We start from the raw sequence: 14191 nt of genomic DNA on the forward strand, positions 1-14191 counted from the left end.
GCGGCGGCGACACTGCCGGAGGACCCGCCTGGAGGGAAGCACGATATGACCGGTCACGCCCGTCCCGCCCCAGCTCAGGCGCCGGCGCCAGCCGGCGCGGCCCGGGCCGCGCCGCGCTGGCTGGCCCGGCTCGCCCTTCTCGCCGCCGCGGCCGCCACCGTCCTCGTTCTGCTCGTCGGCATCCTCAAGGGCATCGTGCTCCTGGCGGTCGCGGTAATCGGCACGGCGGTGAGCCTGGCCGGCGCCTGGTGGTTCCTGACCCACCGGGGCCCGCGCCGATGGGCCGCCGGGACGGTGACGGTCCTGGGCCCGCTGACGGTGGCGATCCTGTTCGCCGGCCACCGGCTGATCGGCGTCGTGGCGGCCTTCGCGCTGCTGTGGACCGTTGCGGTGGCGGCCGGCAGGCGGGCACTCACCCTGTCCGGTGCGACGTCCGGTCCGGTGGAGTATGAGGTCCCGGCGCCGCTGCGCCCGTACCTGATCATGAATCCGCGGTCCGGTGGCGGCAAGGTGCAGCGGTTCGGCCTGGCCGAGCGGGCCAGGGCGCTCGGCGCCGAGGTGGTCCTGCTGGGCGGGCCGCCGGAGGCGGACGTGGCCGACCTGGCCCGAGAGGCGGTACGCCACGGCGCCGACCTGCTCGGCGTCGCCGGCGGCGACGGCACCCAGGCGCGGGTGGCCGCCGTCGCCGCCGAACACGATGTGCCGTTCATGGTGATCTCCGCGGGTACCCGGAACCACTTCGCGCTCGACCTGGGGCTGGACCGCGAAGACCCGGCCCGCTGCCTCGACGCCCTGGAGGACGGCGTGGAGATCCGCGTCGACCTGGGCCGGGTGGGTGACCGCACGTTCGTGAACAATGCCTCGTTCGGGGCCTACGCGGCGATCGTACAGAGCACCGCGTATCGGGACGACAAGATCGGCACTGCCCTGGACCTGCTGCCCGGCCTGCTCACCGGGCCTTCGTCACCGCGGCTGAGCGTACGGGTCGGCGGCATCTCCCTCGACGGGCCGCAAGCCGTGCTGATCAGCAACAACCCGTACGGTTCGGGGGACATCGCGGGGCTGGGCCGGCGAGCCCGTCTGGACGGGGCGATGCTGGGCATCCTGGCGGTCAAGGTGCGCGGTGCCGCCGACGCGACCGCGCTCGCCCTCGGCCGGCGGCGCGCGTCACGCGCGCTCACCGTGCTCACGGCCACCGAAGCAGTGGTGGACGTGGACGCGTCGTCGGTACCGGCCGGAATCGACGGCGAGGCGGTCACGGTGCCCGCCCCGGCACGCTGCACGGTCCGTCCGGGGGCGCTGCGCGTGCGCGTCCCCCGCGACCGCCCCGGCGTCCTGCCGCCCGAACTCGACTGGGTCCGCCTGCGCCGTCTGGCCCTGTCCACCAGCCACGGCTGATGCCGCGCGCACCTTCGTCACCCGTCGCGGCTCTGGCAGCACAGCAGCTCGAGTTCGACGCCGCACCGATCGAGCCGGTCGAGCAGGGCTCGAAGCTCCTCGTCGGACAGCCGGCCGCGAATGGTCGTGCGCCGGGTCGCCGTCACGCACCGCAGATCCGCGAATGCGGCCCGGAGCGCGGGTCCGAGCAGGCCTTGTACGTGTATCTCGTATCGGACGTCCATGGCGGCGAACTCTCCAGACGTGGTCGATCCGCTGTGCGTACAAGGCCGATGGTCCTCCGATCGGAGGGCATACAGGTCATCCATGACGGGTGGGCGAACGAGACAGACCTTCGCGAAGGATGTTGCCCGAACACCCGAATCCGTGATGCCCTGCCGTGGGGCGCGATCAAGACAACACGCCGTTCTTCCCGCCCCCTTGCTGAGCCATCCGCGACGAGACCCCATTTCTCGACGCGACCAGCGCGATGGTGTGACGCTCCCTGCGCGCCAAGCAGCGGAGCGTGCCACAAGTGGAGTTGAGGAGGCAGAATGGTGCGGCAGGATGGCGATCCGACATCTGTGGGCGGGTTCCGTGTCGCCTCCCTCGAGCCGGTGCCGGCCCCGCCCAAGCCGGCCCGCGCCCAGCCCGGCCGGTCGAACCTGCATCGTCCCCGTCTGACCGACCTGCTCGACAGCGGCGCGAGCGGGATGGTGACGCTGGTCAGCGCGGGTGCTGGGTGGGGCAAGACGACGCTGGTGTCGGCCTGGGCGGCGACCCGGCGGGAACCTGTGGGCTGGCTGACGCTCGAGAGCCACGACAACGATCCGCGGGTCTTCTCCGCGCACGTCGTGGCGGCGCTACGCGCGGCCTCCGGTGCGGCGGACGGATGGCCGGCGGCCCAGCGTGACGCCGTGCTCAACGACGGCATCGGACGGATCCGCGCGCTGGGCCGGATGCTCAGCCAGCTGCCGTTGCCGATGGTCCTCGTCCTCGACGACTTCGACACGATCGACAATCCACGGCTGCTCCGGGAGCTGGGCGGCATCCTGCGGGTACCCCGCGATCCCTTCCGGCTCGTCCTGATCAGCCGCACCGAGCCGGCGCTGCCGCTGCACCGGCTCCGTGCGGCCGGCGAGCTCAGCGAAGTCCGCACGCATGATCTCGCCTTCACGGCGGACGAGGCCGTCGACCTGCTCGCCGCCCAGGGCGTACGCCTCCCAGCGGAGGAGATCGCGCTGCTGGTGCGGCGGACCGAGGGCTGGGCGGCCGGCCTGCAGCTCGCGGCGCGGTTCATCACCGGCCCGGACGGCGGCTCGGTCGCTGATTTCAGCGGCGATGTGCGACCGGTCGACGAATACCTGTCGGAGGAGGTGCTGGCACGCCAGAATCCGCGCTTCCGTGCCTTCCTGCTGCGAACCAGTATCTGCGAACACCTCTGCGGCGACCTGGCCGACGCCGTCACGCAGGACTCCGGCGGGCAACGCATCCTCGAGGAACTCGAGCAGGTCAATCAGCTCGTCGTCCGGCTGGACTCCCACCCGTACTGGTTCCGCTACCACCATCTCATCCGCGACGTCCTGCAGCACCGGCTCAGGCTGGAGAGCCCTGAGCTGCTTCCCCAGCTCCACCGGCGCGCCGCGGACTGGTACGCCGGGAAGGGAATGGTCATCGACGCCCTCGGGCACGCGATCGCAGCCCGGGACTGGGGTCATCTCGGGCGGCTCGTCGTCGAGGCGGCACCGATGATCCTCTCCCGCGACCGCAGCCGCCTGGTCGAGGTCCTGAAACGGGTGCCGGCCGCGGAACTCGCCGGCACCGCCGAATTGATGATCTGCGGAGCGATCCTCCTGTTCGACGCCGGTGACTACGCGGGAATCCGTGAGCGCCTACGCGAGGCACTCGGCCTGCTGGCCGACCGTACGGACACCGACAGAAGGCCGGCCGAGATCGCCGTCCGAGCGCTGCGGGCGGCGGCGAACCGGGCGGCCGGTGACATGCCGGCGGTGATCCGGGACAGCACCAGCCAACTCAGCGACCTGGCCCGGGTGCCGGTCGCCCGGCTACCGTCGACGTTGCAGTACCGCGCGATCGCGCTGCACAACAAGGGCGTCGCTCTGCTGTGGACCGGCCAGCTCGAGGCTGCCGAGCGATACCTGTCCCGGAGCTCGGTCGCGGCCCGGACGGCCGGCGTACCCCTGGCCGAGATCAACGCGCTCGGGCATCACGCCCTGCTGGAGGTGATGTCCGGGTCGGTACGAGAGGCCGAACGCCTGGTGTGCCTGGCACGGCACCGAGCGGAGCGCGGCGGCTGGACGGATTCCGTCCAGGTCGTGGCGGCGCATCTTGCGGCGTCCGTCGTGGAGCTCGAGCGCAGCCGTTACGGGCCGGCTGAACGGGCTCTGCAACTGGCCTTGCGGGCTCACCGCGGCGACCCGGAGGCGGCGCAGTGGAAACTGACACTCGGCATCGAAGCCCGCCTCGCCATGGCTCAGGATCGGCTGCCCAACGCTCAGGCCTTCCTGAGGGAGGCTCGCCGGCGGCGCTATCCGGACGCGCGCACACCCGCGATCGACCGATGGCTGCTCGCGCTCGAGTCGGAGGCGGACCTGCTGGCCGACCGGCCCGAGCTGGTCCAGCGGCGGTACGGCTCGCAGCTGCGTTCCGTGGGCCTGACCCTGCCGGAGCGGAATCTCCTGGTGCGCGCCGCCCTCGCCACCCGTAACCCGGACGCGGCGCAGACACTGCTCACCGAACGGGGCTCACTGATGTCCGAGACCGTCGCCACCGTCGAAGCCCGCGTCCTGGGCGCCCTGACCGCCGACGCGATCGGCCGGGGGGTGGCGGCGGGAGAGCTGCTGGGCAAGGCGGTGGTGCTGGCCGCGGCGGAGGAGATCCGCCGCCCGTTCGCCCGCCTGGCCGGTGGGCGCCTGGGGTCGCTGCTCGCCCGGCAGAGCCTGATGACCGGCGACCACGCCGCCTTCGTCGCCGATCTTCTGCAACTCATCGGCGGCACGACCGTACCGGACGACATACCGGCCGGCGTCGTGGCGCTCAGCGGCCGGGAGACCGAGGTCCTGCACTATCTGCCGACCATGTTGACCGCCGCGGAGATCGGCGTGGAGCTGGGCGTGTCGGTCAACACGATCAAGGCTCACATGCGCGCGATCTATCGCAAGCTGGGCACCCCCCGTCGCCGGCAGGCGGTGTCCCGGGCCCGCGAGTACGGACTCATCTAGGCCGTCACGTTCGCAGCGTCTTGGCGGCTCCTCCGTGAACGACGAGCGCATAGATGGCGATGATGTCGAAAGACACGGCCAGGAAGGTCCAGAACGGGTAGGCCGCCACGAATCCCATGTTCACCAGCGCGTTCACCGAAGCGGACAGCACGCCGATCGTCCGTCCCCAGCCGTAGCCGGTCAGCACGCCGTAGGCCCCGGCGAGCAGCGCGGCGCCCAGCACCAGCAGCGCCGTCCCCCACGCCGCATAGCCGGCATCGACCGTCAGCCGGCCGGTGCCTGGTAGAAGTCCTCGTTCAGCAGCGCGACGAAGCCCTGGGCAATGGTGATCAGACCGGCGGAGACCATGATGATGCTGATGAACAGGATCCACCCCAGCCACGCGGTGGCTCCGGGCAGCCAACGGTGCGGACGGTGCGGAGTGGGCCGGCAGATGTCGCGCGACGGGAGGGGCCGCCGATCCGATGCCATGGTGTCCTCCGCTCATGTCATGTCGGGCCGCTGCCCGATCGCGCCGAGCCTGCTCGCAGTTCCGGGCCGCAGGCCTCATCCGGGCGGGGTGAAGGTCGCCGGGTCGCGCGACGCCCGGAAACCACGCAGCCATCCGAGCGGGATGAGGCGCCGGCGAGCCTGCGATGGCTGACTGAAGGGGACGCCGGCGACCACGATCCGTGGCGCGGACGCCGGGCAGATGTGGGGGCAGTGCACGGCGTCCCCGGAGGCGCGCCGGTTCGTAGTCAGCGGCGGGCCTCTGGATCGAGGTTCGGGTGTGAGTGGAGGGCGCACCCTTGACCGGCTGGATGCCGGCCCGCCGTGGGCGGGCCGGCATCGCCCCGGGCACATCCGGCACGCTCCTGAGTCGCCATGGTGGCGCGCCCCCAGTACGGTGACTCACGTGTACTCGTCCGGTGAACGGTGCCCTGCACGGATCGACCTCAGCGACTCCCAGATCCAGTGGCTCAGACGACGTACGTATGCGACCCACCAGGTTCGCCGCCATCACGAGTGCCGCCTCGAGTTCCGTCACGACGGTCCCCACGGCGACCTGGGCCAGCAGAGCGGCGAGATCGACTGGTGGGTCCGGTGGACGTTCACCTCGTCCGCGGTGGAGCAGGCCGGGGCCTGTGCCGCGGTGTGTGACAAGCCGGGCGAACCGGAGTCGGACGACATCACCTGTCTGCTGTTCGAAGGGCATCCCGGGCGGCACTCGTTCGACCTCGACCAGTCGTAGCACCCGCCGATCTCCTGGCCGCCCCGCGGCTCACGCGCGAGGGAGCCCCGAAGACACCCGCGCGAGCGTCCGGAAGAGCGGATACCCGCACAACACACCGAGCGCGACAGCCACCATCGAGCCGACCGCGCCGAGCAGGTCCTCGGCTCCCCGCACGACGTCCCGGCTCAGGTACTCGGTCATGCCGATCAGGCTCAGAGCACCCGGCACGAGCAACCAGAATCCCGGCAGGAAAGACACCAGGGCGGGTGGTCCGGACGGGAGGAGCTCCACCGTGTACGCGACGACGGTCAGGGTGACGGCGCCGACGAATCCGCTGAGATAACCACCCAGCATGAGACCACCGAGGTATTGGCCGATCCAGCCGGCGTAGAGCACGAGGCACAGCCAGCCCAGCGAGCGTCGCGGACCGCTGTGCAGGAGATAGCTGCCGATACCGACGATGAAGGCGCCGAGCCAGGGCGCCGCCGCGCCGGCCACGCCGGCCGTAGCTCTCGCACCGAGGTTCGCCGGCGGTATGCCCACAGCCTGCGCCGCACCGAGGATGCCGAAGGTGAGCAGCAGCAACTGCAGGAAGCCGGTCACGAGGCGGCTGGAGCCCGTGATCATCTCGGCGGCGGAGATCTCGATCACCGCCATGGTGAGCGTCGCACCGGGCAGGAAGGTGACCAGCGGTGCCACCATCGCCCGCAGATCCGAGCCGGCCCACCCGGGGCCGGCCAGCAGGAAGGTGAGCGCGGCGACCGAGAACGCCGCGATGACGGGCATGAGCATCTGTAGCCCGGTGAAGCGTGCGCCGGCCAGCCTGAGCAGGCCGACCAGCACACCGAACAACCCGGCGAGGATCAGGTCGCCCCACGTCGGATGCAGGATCAGGCAGATGCCCACGGTCAGTACGGCATGGCCGAGAACTCGGACGGTCACCCCGAAACGCGGCGGCATGTCGATGACGGCCTGCACTTGACGGCTGCCCTGATCGGGCGGCAGCCCACCTTGCTCCGCCGAGCGCAACACCTCGAAGAGAGCCGCGGTCTGATCGAGCCGCAGACCGCCACGCAGCTGCCTGGTCGGCTCGAGAGTCGCCGGACGCCCGGGCCGCAATGCCACCACCACATACGTGGGCAGGACGCTGACCCGTGCCTGCGGCGCACCGTACGCCGCGGCGACCCGGCACAGGCGCTCCTCGATCCGGTTGACGGCCTCCCCGGCGGCGGTCAGCGCGCTACCGAGGAAGAGCAGAAACTGCTGCAGGTCCTCGGCCTCGCCGACCACGCGGTCCGTCCTCACGGGAACGGACGCTAACTCCGCGCAGCCGGGCGGGCTTCACCCCGCGGGGATGAACCGTCCGCGGGGCGTCACTGCCGGACGGGTTCATTCCCGGCGGGTGAGGGCGGGCACAGCCCGCGGTTGTCAGGCTCGAGCCGGAGCGCCTGACGGCGTCGCGGAAGGGGTGGCCATGTCCGGCACAGCTGCACACGAACGGGCCGCGGGCCGCGGGGTGTTACTCGCTGCCTGCGTGTCAGCGCTGGTGGTCAACGCCAACACGTCCGCGGTAACGATCCTGCTGCCCGCGATCAGCAGCGACCTGGGCGCCACGGTCTTCCAGCTGCAATGGGCGGTGACCGGGTACATGCTCGTCGGCGCCGCGGTCATCGTGACCGCCGGAGCGATGGGTGACGTCTTCGGACGGAGGCGGATCTTCGTCGGCGGTCTTGTCCTGTTCGTCGCCTCCTGCGTGCTCATCGCCCTGTCCGGCAGCGGCGCCGGGGTGATCGCCGGCCGGATGGTGCAGGGGGCGGCCGGGTCCAGCATCCTCGCGTGCGGCATGAGTCTGCTGTCGGTCGCCGCATCCGGTGCCGCCCAGATGCGGGCGATCACGATGTGGGGTGCGGCATCCGCGGTCGGCGCGGCCGCCGGGCCGCTGATCGGAGGACTGCTGGCCGACACGACCGGCTGGCAGGGGCTCTTCTGGATCGACGCCGCCATCGCTGCCGCCTGCATCCCTCTGACCCTGCGCGCCGTCCAGGAATCGCGGGACCCGGGACGTTCCCGGTCCATCGACGTACTGGGTACGGTCCTCATCGCCGTCGCCCTGGTGCCTCTCGTCCTCGCCCTGAGCAAGGGCACCGACTGGGGCTGGTTCTCGATATCCACCGTCTTCTGCCTGGAGCTCTCGGTGCTGGGCGCGGTGGGCTTCGTCACCGTCGAGCGCCGGGCCGCCTCGCCCCTGGTCGATCTGAGGCTGCTGCGCAACCGGGTCGTGGTCGGCTCGACCGTCGCCATCCTGCTGGTGGCCGGCGCGATCAACGCCCTGATGTATCTCCTCAGCCTCTACTTCCAGGATCCTGCCGTATTCGGCATGAGCGCGCTGCAGGCCGGATTCGCCACCCTGCCCGCCGCCGCGGCGATGATCGCGGTGACCCCGCTGATCACGCCGCTGGCGGTGCGGATCGGCTCGCGGCAGGCGGTAGCGCTGGGCTTCGGCCTCGCCGCGCTCGGCTTCGCCGCGCTCGCCTTCCTCACGGTCTCGTGGACGTACGCCGCCTTCGTCCTGCCACTCGCCGTCATCGCGACCGGGCTGGGCCTGGCCAACGGACCGGCATCGTCGGCGTCCACCTCCGCCGTGTCGCCCGAGGAGGCCGGTCAGGCCTCGGGCATCTCCAACATGGCCCGGTACGTCGGCGGGTCGCTGGCGGTTGCCGCGGTGGCCACCATATCCACGGCGGTGTCGGCCTCGCACTCCGCGGGAGGCGCACCGGCCGCCGATGGGCTCGCCGCGGGCCTGGCTCGCTCGGCGCTGCTTCTCGCCGTCATGTCGGCCACGGGGATCGCCCTCGCCCTGCTGATGGGACGGCACCGGGGCGAGCCGTCGTCCGCCCTTCTCCGCTCCGCCGCCTCGGCGGCGGCCAGTCACACCATTCCGACACAGCCGCCGGTGTGCCGCTGAGGCAGGCGCCGCGCCGGCCGAAGGAGGCGCTTCGGCGATGACGACCATCATGTCCAGGACGAACAGCCACGCGCGACGCATGGAGCGCGCGGTCGAGCAAGCCACCGAGGCCGGGCTCAGCGGGGTGCTGGTGACTCCCGGGCCCGACCTCACCTACCTCAGCGGGTACCAGCCGACCGCTGTGACCGAGCGGATGACCCTGCTGATCCTGGACGCCGCCAGGGAACCGGTCCTGCTGGTCCCCGCACTCGAGCGTCCCGATGCGGAACCGGCGGCCGGCGCCGCCGGCGTCTCGCTCGTCGACTGGGCCGACGGAGAGGATCCGTACACCGCCGTGGCGCCCCTGATCGACCCGCTCGGCCACTACGCGATGTCCGACTCCGCGTGGGCCATGCACCTGCTCGGCCTGCAGCGGGTGGTGCCCGGGGCCCACTACAGCTCCATGACCGGAGCGCTGCCGATGCTGCGGGCGGTCAAGGACCCCGGCGAGATCGACCGGCTCTCCGCGGCCGGAGCGGCGGCGGACGCCGCGTACGAGGAGATCGTGTGCGTACCCTTCGCCGGCCGTACCGAGCGGGAGATCGGCGCCGACCTGGCCGGTCTCCTCCGGCAGCACGGGCACTCCCAGGTGGACTTCACCATCGTCGGATCCGGGCCGAACGGCGCCAACCCCCATCACGAGATGGGTGAGCGGGTCGTCCGGTACGGGGACATGGTGATCCTGGACTTCGGTGGCCTGTGCCAGGGCTACGGTTCCGACACGACCCGGACAGTGCACGTCGGGCCGGCGACCGACGAGGAGCGCACGGTCTTCGACGTGGTGCGCCGGGCCCAGCAGGCGGCTTTCGAGGCGGTCCGCCCGGGCGTCGCCTGCCAGGAGATCGACCGGGTCGCACGACAGGTGATCGGTGACGCGGGCTACGGCAGGTACTTCATCCACCGTACCGGGCACGGCATCGGGCTGACCACGCACGAACCGCCGTACCTGGTGCAGGGCGAGACCCAGCCGCTGGTAACCGGCATGTGCTTCTCCATCGAGCCCGGCGTCTACCTGCCCGGCCGGTTCGGCGTCCGGATCGAGGACATCGTGACAGTCACGGAGGACGGTGGACGCCGGCTCAACAACACCCGGCACCGGATGCACCTGGTCTCCTGAACAGCGGGGCGGGGCGGCGCACGCGGTTCTGCCGCCGCCCCGCCCCGCCGCCTCAGCACCCGGCGTACCTCTGCAGGAACAGCGCCTCGGTCAGCGCCATCCCGGCGATCTCGCCGGGATGGACACTCTCGTTCGGCGCGTGCATGCGACACAACGGATCCTCGACGCCCATCAGGATGATCTCGGCTTCCGGGTACGTGTCCGCGAACACCGTGCACAGTGGAATCGATCCGCCCTGCCCCAGAGCCGTCATCGGGCGGCCGAAGGCGTCGCGCATGGCAGCGGCCATGGCCGTGTACGCCGGCCCACCGGTACGGGCCCGGAACGGTTGCCCGACCGCCTCCTGCTCGACCGTCACGTGCACGCCCCACGGCGCCGCGGCCTGCAGGTGGCCGGCCAGGGCCTCGTACGCCTTGCCCGGATCCAGCCCCGGAGGGACGCGGAGGTTGAGCCGGGCCCGGGCATGCGGCTGGATCGCCGCGGCCGAGCCCACCACCGGCGGGCAGTCGATGCCCAGCACACTGATCGCCGGGCGGGCCCAGATCATGTCCGGCACGGAACCGTCTCCGAGCAGCGACACCCCATCGAGCAGCCCGGCGTCGGCACGGAACCGCTCCGCGGGGTAGTCCTCGCCGTACCAGGTCTGTGCGTTGTCCAGGCCGGCGATCGTGGTGTTGCCGGCGTCGTCGCGCAGGGTGGCCAGGATCCGCACGAGGGCGGCGAGCGCGTCCGGCGCGGCTCCGCCGAACATGCCCGAATGCAACTCGGAGCCGAGTGCCTCGACACCGACGACCACGTTCACCATTCCTCGCAGGCTCACTGTGACGGCCGGCGAGCCGACGGCGGCATTGCCCGTGTCGCACACCAGGATGGCGTCGGCGCGCAGCAGATCGGCGTTGCGCGGGACGAAGTCCTCCAGCCCGCCGGTGCCCTGCTCCTCGGAGCCCTCCACGATGAGCTTCAGGTTCGCCGGAATCCCGTCGCCGAGTGCGCGCAGCGCCGTCAGGTGCGCGACGATGTTGCCCTTGCAGTCGGCGGCGCCGCGCCCGTACCAGCGCCCGGCGACCTCGGTCAGGGTGAACGGAGGCGTGCGCCAGGCCTCGGTGTCCAGGGGCGGCTGGACGTCGTAATGCGCGTACAGCAGCACGGTCGGCGCGCCGGGGTCGAGGGCCGGTCGTGCGCCGTAGACCGCACGGCTCCCGTCCGCTGTCTCTTCGAGCCGCAGGTCGGTGAAGCCGACCTCGGCGAATCGGTCCCGCACCCAGTTCGCCGCCCGCTCGCACATCTCGGGCGGGAATTGGCGCGGGTCCGCGACCGAGGGAATGGCGACGAGCTCGGCCAGGTCGGCCCGGGCCCGGCCCATCAGTGCGTTGATGCGCTCCCGCAGGTCCATCCGGCTCACCCCCGCGCCACATCGGCGTACTTGAGGTCGTTCGCCACCTCGGCGAAGTCCTCCAGCTGCTCCGGGCAGTACACCTTGATCGCCAGAAGCTGCCCCTTGAGGACGTTGTTGTCGGCGATCACCGGCCGGGCGCCCGGACCGCCGGCGCCGTTGGTCAGCGTCCCGTACAGCACCGCGCGGCGCAGGCCGGCCGACGGGTCGTCGCACAGGGCTCCCCCGTCGTCGCCGAGCACCCGGACGATCTGCTCCTGGGTGGGTGTGCGCAGACCGTTCGCCGTCAGCTCCGCGATGTACTGGTCCGCTTTCGCCCGGGCCTGAGCGTCCGACCGTGCCGAGCGGAAGGTGAGCAGGGCGACGCCGGACAGGATCAGGAAGATCACACCGAGCACCACGTATGTGGTCAGCCGGGTCCGGCGGGAATCGTCGACGGTGGCTCTCATGAGACCGGCACCTCCTCGGCCTGCGCCGTCCGCCAGGACGGCTTGCGCAGCCGGTAGAACAGATAGGGCACGAGCAGGCCGAGGCCGAGGGCGCCGCCGCCCACGATCAGCAGGTACGTCCAGATGCTGCTGGAGCCGAACTGCGACGGCGGGATGAAGCCGATCAAGAGGGCCGCCAGCGACGCGGCGAAGCCGACCCCGCACAGCCCGGCGAGCATCGGGGCACGGTATCCGCGAGGATGATCGGGTTGCCGCTTGCGCAGCCGGGCGGCGGCGATGAACATCAGCAGGTACATGATCAGGTAGACCTGCGTGGTGATCACCGAGAAGATCCAGTACGCGCTGGAGACGTCCGGGATGAAGGCGTACCCGAGGGCAATGACGGTGGTGACCAGGCCCTGGGTGACCAGAATGTTCTGTTGCACACCGTGCTTGTTGAGCCGTTGCAGGAACGGCGGCAGGTAACCCTCCTGCCGCGAGATCAGCAGCAGGCCCCGGGAGGGACCGGCGAGCCAGGTCAGCATGCCGCCGAGCGACGCCGCGACGAGCATGATCCCGATGATCGGGGTCAGCCACTGCGATCCGAACTCGGCGAAGACCGCGTCGAAGGCCTGCATGATGCCCGCCGTCAGGGAGAGCTGCTCGGCCGGCACGATCCAGCTGATCGCCAGCGCGGGCGGGATGAAGATGAGCAGCACCAGGCCCATCGCGAGGAACATCGCCCGGGGGTACTGCTTCGCCGGGTCCCGCAGGGAGGACACGTGCACCGCGTTCATCTCCATGCCCGAGTACGACAGGAAGTTGTTCACGATGAGGACGAGGCTGGCCAGTCCGGCCCACGCGGGCAGCAGGTTGTCGGCGGTCATCGGCGCGGCCGACTCGTTACCCCGGCCGAGAAAGACCACGCCGAGCGTGACGAGCACGATGCCGGGGATGAGGGTCCCGATGACCAGGCCGCTGCTGGCCAGCCCGGCCACGCCCTTGGCGCCCCGGGAGGACACCCACACGCCGGTCCAGTAACACACCATGATGACGAGTGCGGTCCAGACGCCGCTCGAGGCCAAGTCCGGGTTGATCACGTAGGCCAGGGTCGAGGCGACGAACCCCAGCAGGCTGGGGTAGTAGAAGACCGTCATGGCGAACTGGCACCACACGGCCAGGAAGCCCATCGGCTTGGAGATGCCCTCGCTGACCCACCGGTACACACCACCGCTCCAGCCGGAGGCCAGCTCGGCGGAGACGAGCGAGGTGGGGATCAGAAACACCAGCGCCGGGATGAGGTAGAGGAAGACGCATGCCAGCCCGTACACGGCCATGGTCGGTGAGGGGCGGAGACTGGCCACCGAACTGGTCGTCATGAGGGCCAGTGCGACCCAGGAGATGTAGGAAACGGCAGGAGCGCGGGTTCCCGCGGGGGCCCGTACGTCGGCCGGCGGTGCCGAGCGGCCGACGGGAACGTCCTTCGTGCTCACGATGACTCCCTCCGATACAGCGGACTGGCCCCGGCAGATCGGCCGTGGCCTGGTGTTCCGACCTCGCACGCGGCGCGCACGGGGTTCCGGTCGCTCAGTACGGCGTGGGTATGTGGCGCAGCGGCATCGCCGGTTCCCGGTACCCGTCGGCCTTGTGGCGTTCCGGCAGGGATACTTCGCGGTGCATCAGCGGCTCGTACGGGACGTTGCCGAGCACATGCGTGATGACGTTCAGCCGGGCGCGTTTCTTGTCGTCGGCGCCGGCCACGTACCACGGGGCCCAGGAGGTGTCCGTCGCGCGGAACATCTCGTCGCGGCACCGGGAGTACTCATGCCACATCCCGTAGGACCGGAGGTCGAGCTCGGACAGCTTCCACACCTTGCGCGGATCGTCGATCCGGCTCTGCAGGCGCCGGGTCTGCTCGTCGGCACTGACCTCCAGCCAGTACTTCAGCAGAATCACCCCGGAGCGGACGATGGCGCGCTCCACGTCGGGTGCCGCCTGCAGGAACTCGGCCGCCTGCCCCTCGGTGCAGAAGCCCATCACCCGCTCGACTCCGGCGCGGTTGTACCAGCTCCGATCGAAGATGGTCACCTCTCCCGCTCCGGGCAGGTGCGGCACATAACGCTGCAGATACATCTGGGATCGTTCGCGCGGGGTCGGTGCGGGCAACGCCACCACCCGGAACACCCGCGGACTGACCCGCTCGGTGATCGCCTTGATGGTGCCGCCCTTGCCGGCGGTGTCCCGGCCCTCGAAGACGATGCAGATCTTGGCGCCCGTACGCTTCACCCACTCCTGCATCGCCACCAGTTCCCCGTGCAGGAGGCGCAGCTCCCGCCGGTATTCCTTGTTCTTCATCCGTGGGCGTGGCGGGCGTCTGTCGTCGATAGCGTTCTTCGGCTTGGCCATGGCTGTCCTCG

General features: G+C 70.9%; 13 protein-coding genes. 5 read left to right on the forward strand and 8 right to left on the reverse strand.

What is annotated here, in order from left to right; all coding sequences use genetic code 11:
• Window positions 1–45: 45 nt before the first annotated feature.
• The gene (locus CLV70_RS11750; RefSeq protein ID WP_106126447.1) at window positions 46–1398 is read left to right on the forward strand and encodes a diacylglycerol/lipid kinase family protein; all 1353 of its coding nucleotides are present in this window, start codon (window positions 46–48) and stop codon (window positions 1396–1398) included.
• Between the two features lie 17 nt (window positions 1399–1415).
• Here the strand turns inward: CLV70_RS11750 and CLV70_RS41700 are convergent, their stop codons facing one another.
• Window positions 1416–1544 (reverse strand): hypothetical protein, encoded by a 129-nt coding sequence (locus tag CLV70_RS41700; RefSeq protein WP_281260442.1) that lies wholly within the window; start codon window positions 1542–1544, stop codon window positions 1416–1418.
• Window positions 1545–1931: 387 nt separating this feature from the next.
• Between CLV70_RS41700 and CLV70_RS11760 the strand changes: the two genes are divergently transcribed.
• On the forward strand, window positions 1932–4619 hold the full coding sequence (locus tag CLV70_RS11760) for a winged helix-turn-helix domain-containing protein (RefSeq protein ID WP_146164038.1): 2688 nt from the start codon (window positions 1932–1934) through the stop codon (window positions 4617–4619).
• A gap of 4 nt (window positions 4620–4623) precedes the next feature.
• Here the strand turns inward: CLV70_RS11760 and CLV70_RS11765 are convergent, their stop codons facing one another.
• Together CLV70_RS11765 and CLV70_RS11770 are read right to left on the reverse strand one after the other, a co-directional pair.
• Window positions 4624–4887: a DUF7144 family membrane protein gene (locus CLV70_RS11765; RefSeq protein ID WP_425440140.1), complete on the reverse strand. Its 264-nt coding sequence runs from the start codon at window positions 4885–4887 to the stop codon at window positions 4624–4626.
• The gene (locus CLV70_RS11770; RefSeq protein WP_106126451.1) at window positions 4884–5090 is read right to left on the reverse strand and encodes a hypothetical protein; all 207 of its coding nucleotides are present in this window, start codon (window positions 5088–5090) and stop codon (window positions 4884–4886) included. The genes CLV70_RS11765 and CLV70_RS11770 overlap by 4 nt, the downstream gene beginning before the upstream one ends.
• Before the next feature lie 424 nt (window positions 5091–5514).
• Between CLV70_RS11770 and CLV70_RS11775 the strand changes: the two genes are divergently transcribed.
• Window positions 5515–5850 carry a hypothetical protein gene (locus tag CLV70_RS11775; protein ID WP_106126452.1) on the forward strand — a complete coding sequence of 112 codons (336 nt, stop codon included), beginning with the start codon at window positions 5515–5517 and terminating at the stop codon, window positions 5848–5850.
• Window positions 5851–5880: 30 nt separating this feature from the next.
• On the opposite strand, the gene CLV70_RS11780 is transcribed toward CLV70_RS11775, so the two are convergent.
• Window positions 5881–7137 carry a threonine/serine exporter family protein gene (locus CLV70_RS11780; RefSeq protein ID WP_106126453.1) on the reverse strand — a complete coding sequence of 419 codons (1257 nt, stop codon included), beginning with the start codon at window positions 7135–7137 and terminating at the stop codon, window positions 5881–5883.
• A gap of 229 nt (window positions 7138–7366) precedes the next feature.
• Here CLV70_RS11780 and CLV70_RS11785 point away from each other — a divergent pair, with 229 nt between their 5' ends.
• Together CLV70_RS11785 and CLV70_RS11790 are read left to right on the forward strand one after the other, a co-directional pair.
• On the forward strand, window positions 7367–8797 hold the full coding sequence (locus CLV70_RS11785; RefSeq protein WP_245908173.1) for an MFS transporter: 1431 nt from the start codon (window positions 7367–7369) through the stop codon (window positions 8795–8797).
• Window positions 8798–8834: 37 nt separating this feature from the next.
• Window positions 8835–9953: an aminopeptidase P family protein gene (locus CLV70_RS11790; RefSeq protein WP_106126455.1), complete on the forward strand. Its 1119-nt coding sequence runs from the start codon at window positions 8835–8837 to the stop codon at window positions 9951–9953.
• 52 nt (window positions 9954–10005) lie between these two features.
• Here CLV70_RS11790 and CLV70_RS11795 read toward each other — a convergent pair whose 3' ends face one another.
• From CLV70_RS11795 to ppk2, 4 genes are all read right to left on the reverse strand, one after another.
• Window positions 10006–11346 carry a dipeptidase gene (locus CLV70_RS11795; RefSeq protein ID WP_106126456.1) on the reverse strand — a complete coding sequence of 447 codons (1341 nt, stop codon included), beginning with the start codon at window positions 11344–11346 and terminating at the stop codon, window positions 10006–10008.
• A gap of 5 nt (window positions 11347–11351) precedes the next feature.
• Window positions 11352–11795 carry a hypothetical protein gene (locus tag CLV70_RS11800; RefSeq protein WP_106126457.1) on the reverse strand — a complete coding sequence of 148 codons (444 nt, stop codon included), beginning with the start codon at window positions 11793–11795 and terminating at the stop codon, window positions 11352–11354.
• Window positions 11792–13267, reverse strand: coding sequence for a glutamate/gamma-aminobutyrate antiporter GadC (gene gadC, locus CLV70_RS11805; protein ID WP_106126458.1), 1476 nt, complete (start codon window positions 13265–13267; stop codon window positions 11792–11794). The genes CLV70_RS11800 and gadC overlap by 4 nt, the downstream gene beginning before the upstream one ends.
• A gap of 94 nt (window positions 13268–13361) precedes the next feature.
• On the reverse strand, window positions 13362–14180 hold the full coding sequence (ppk2, locus tag CLV70_RS11810; protein ID WP_106126459.1) for a polyphosphate kinase 2: 819 nt from the start codon (window positions 14178–14180) through the stop codon (window positions 13362–13364).
• Between the last annotated feature and the right edge of the window lie 11 nt (window positions 14181–14191).

The sequence above is a fragment of the Pseudosporangium ferrugineum genome, from assembly GCF_003002065.1.
In the GTDB taxonomy this organism is placed as follows: Bacteria; Actinomycetota; Actinomycetes; order Mycobacteriales; family Micromonosporaceae; genus Actinoplanes; species Actinoplanes ferrugineus_A.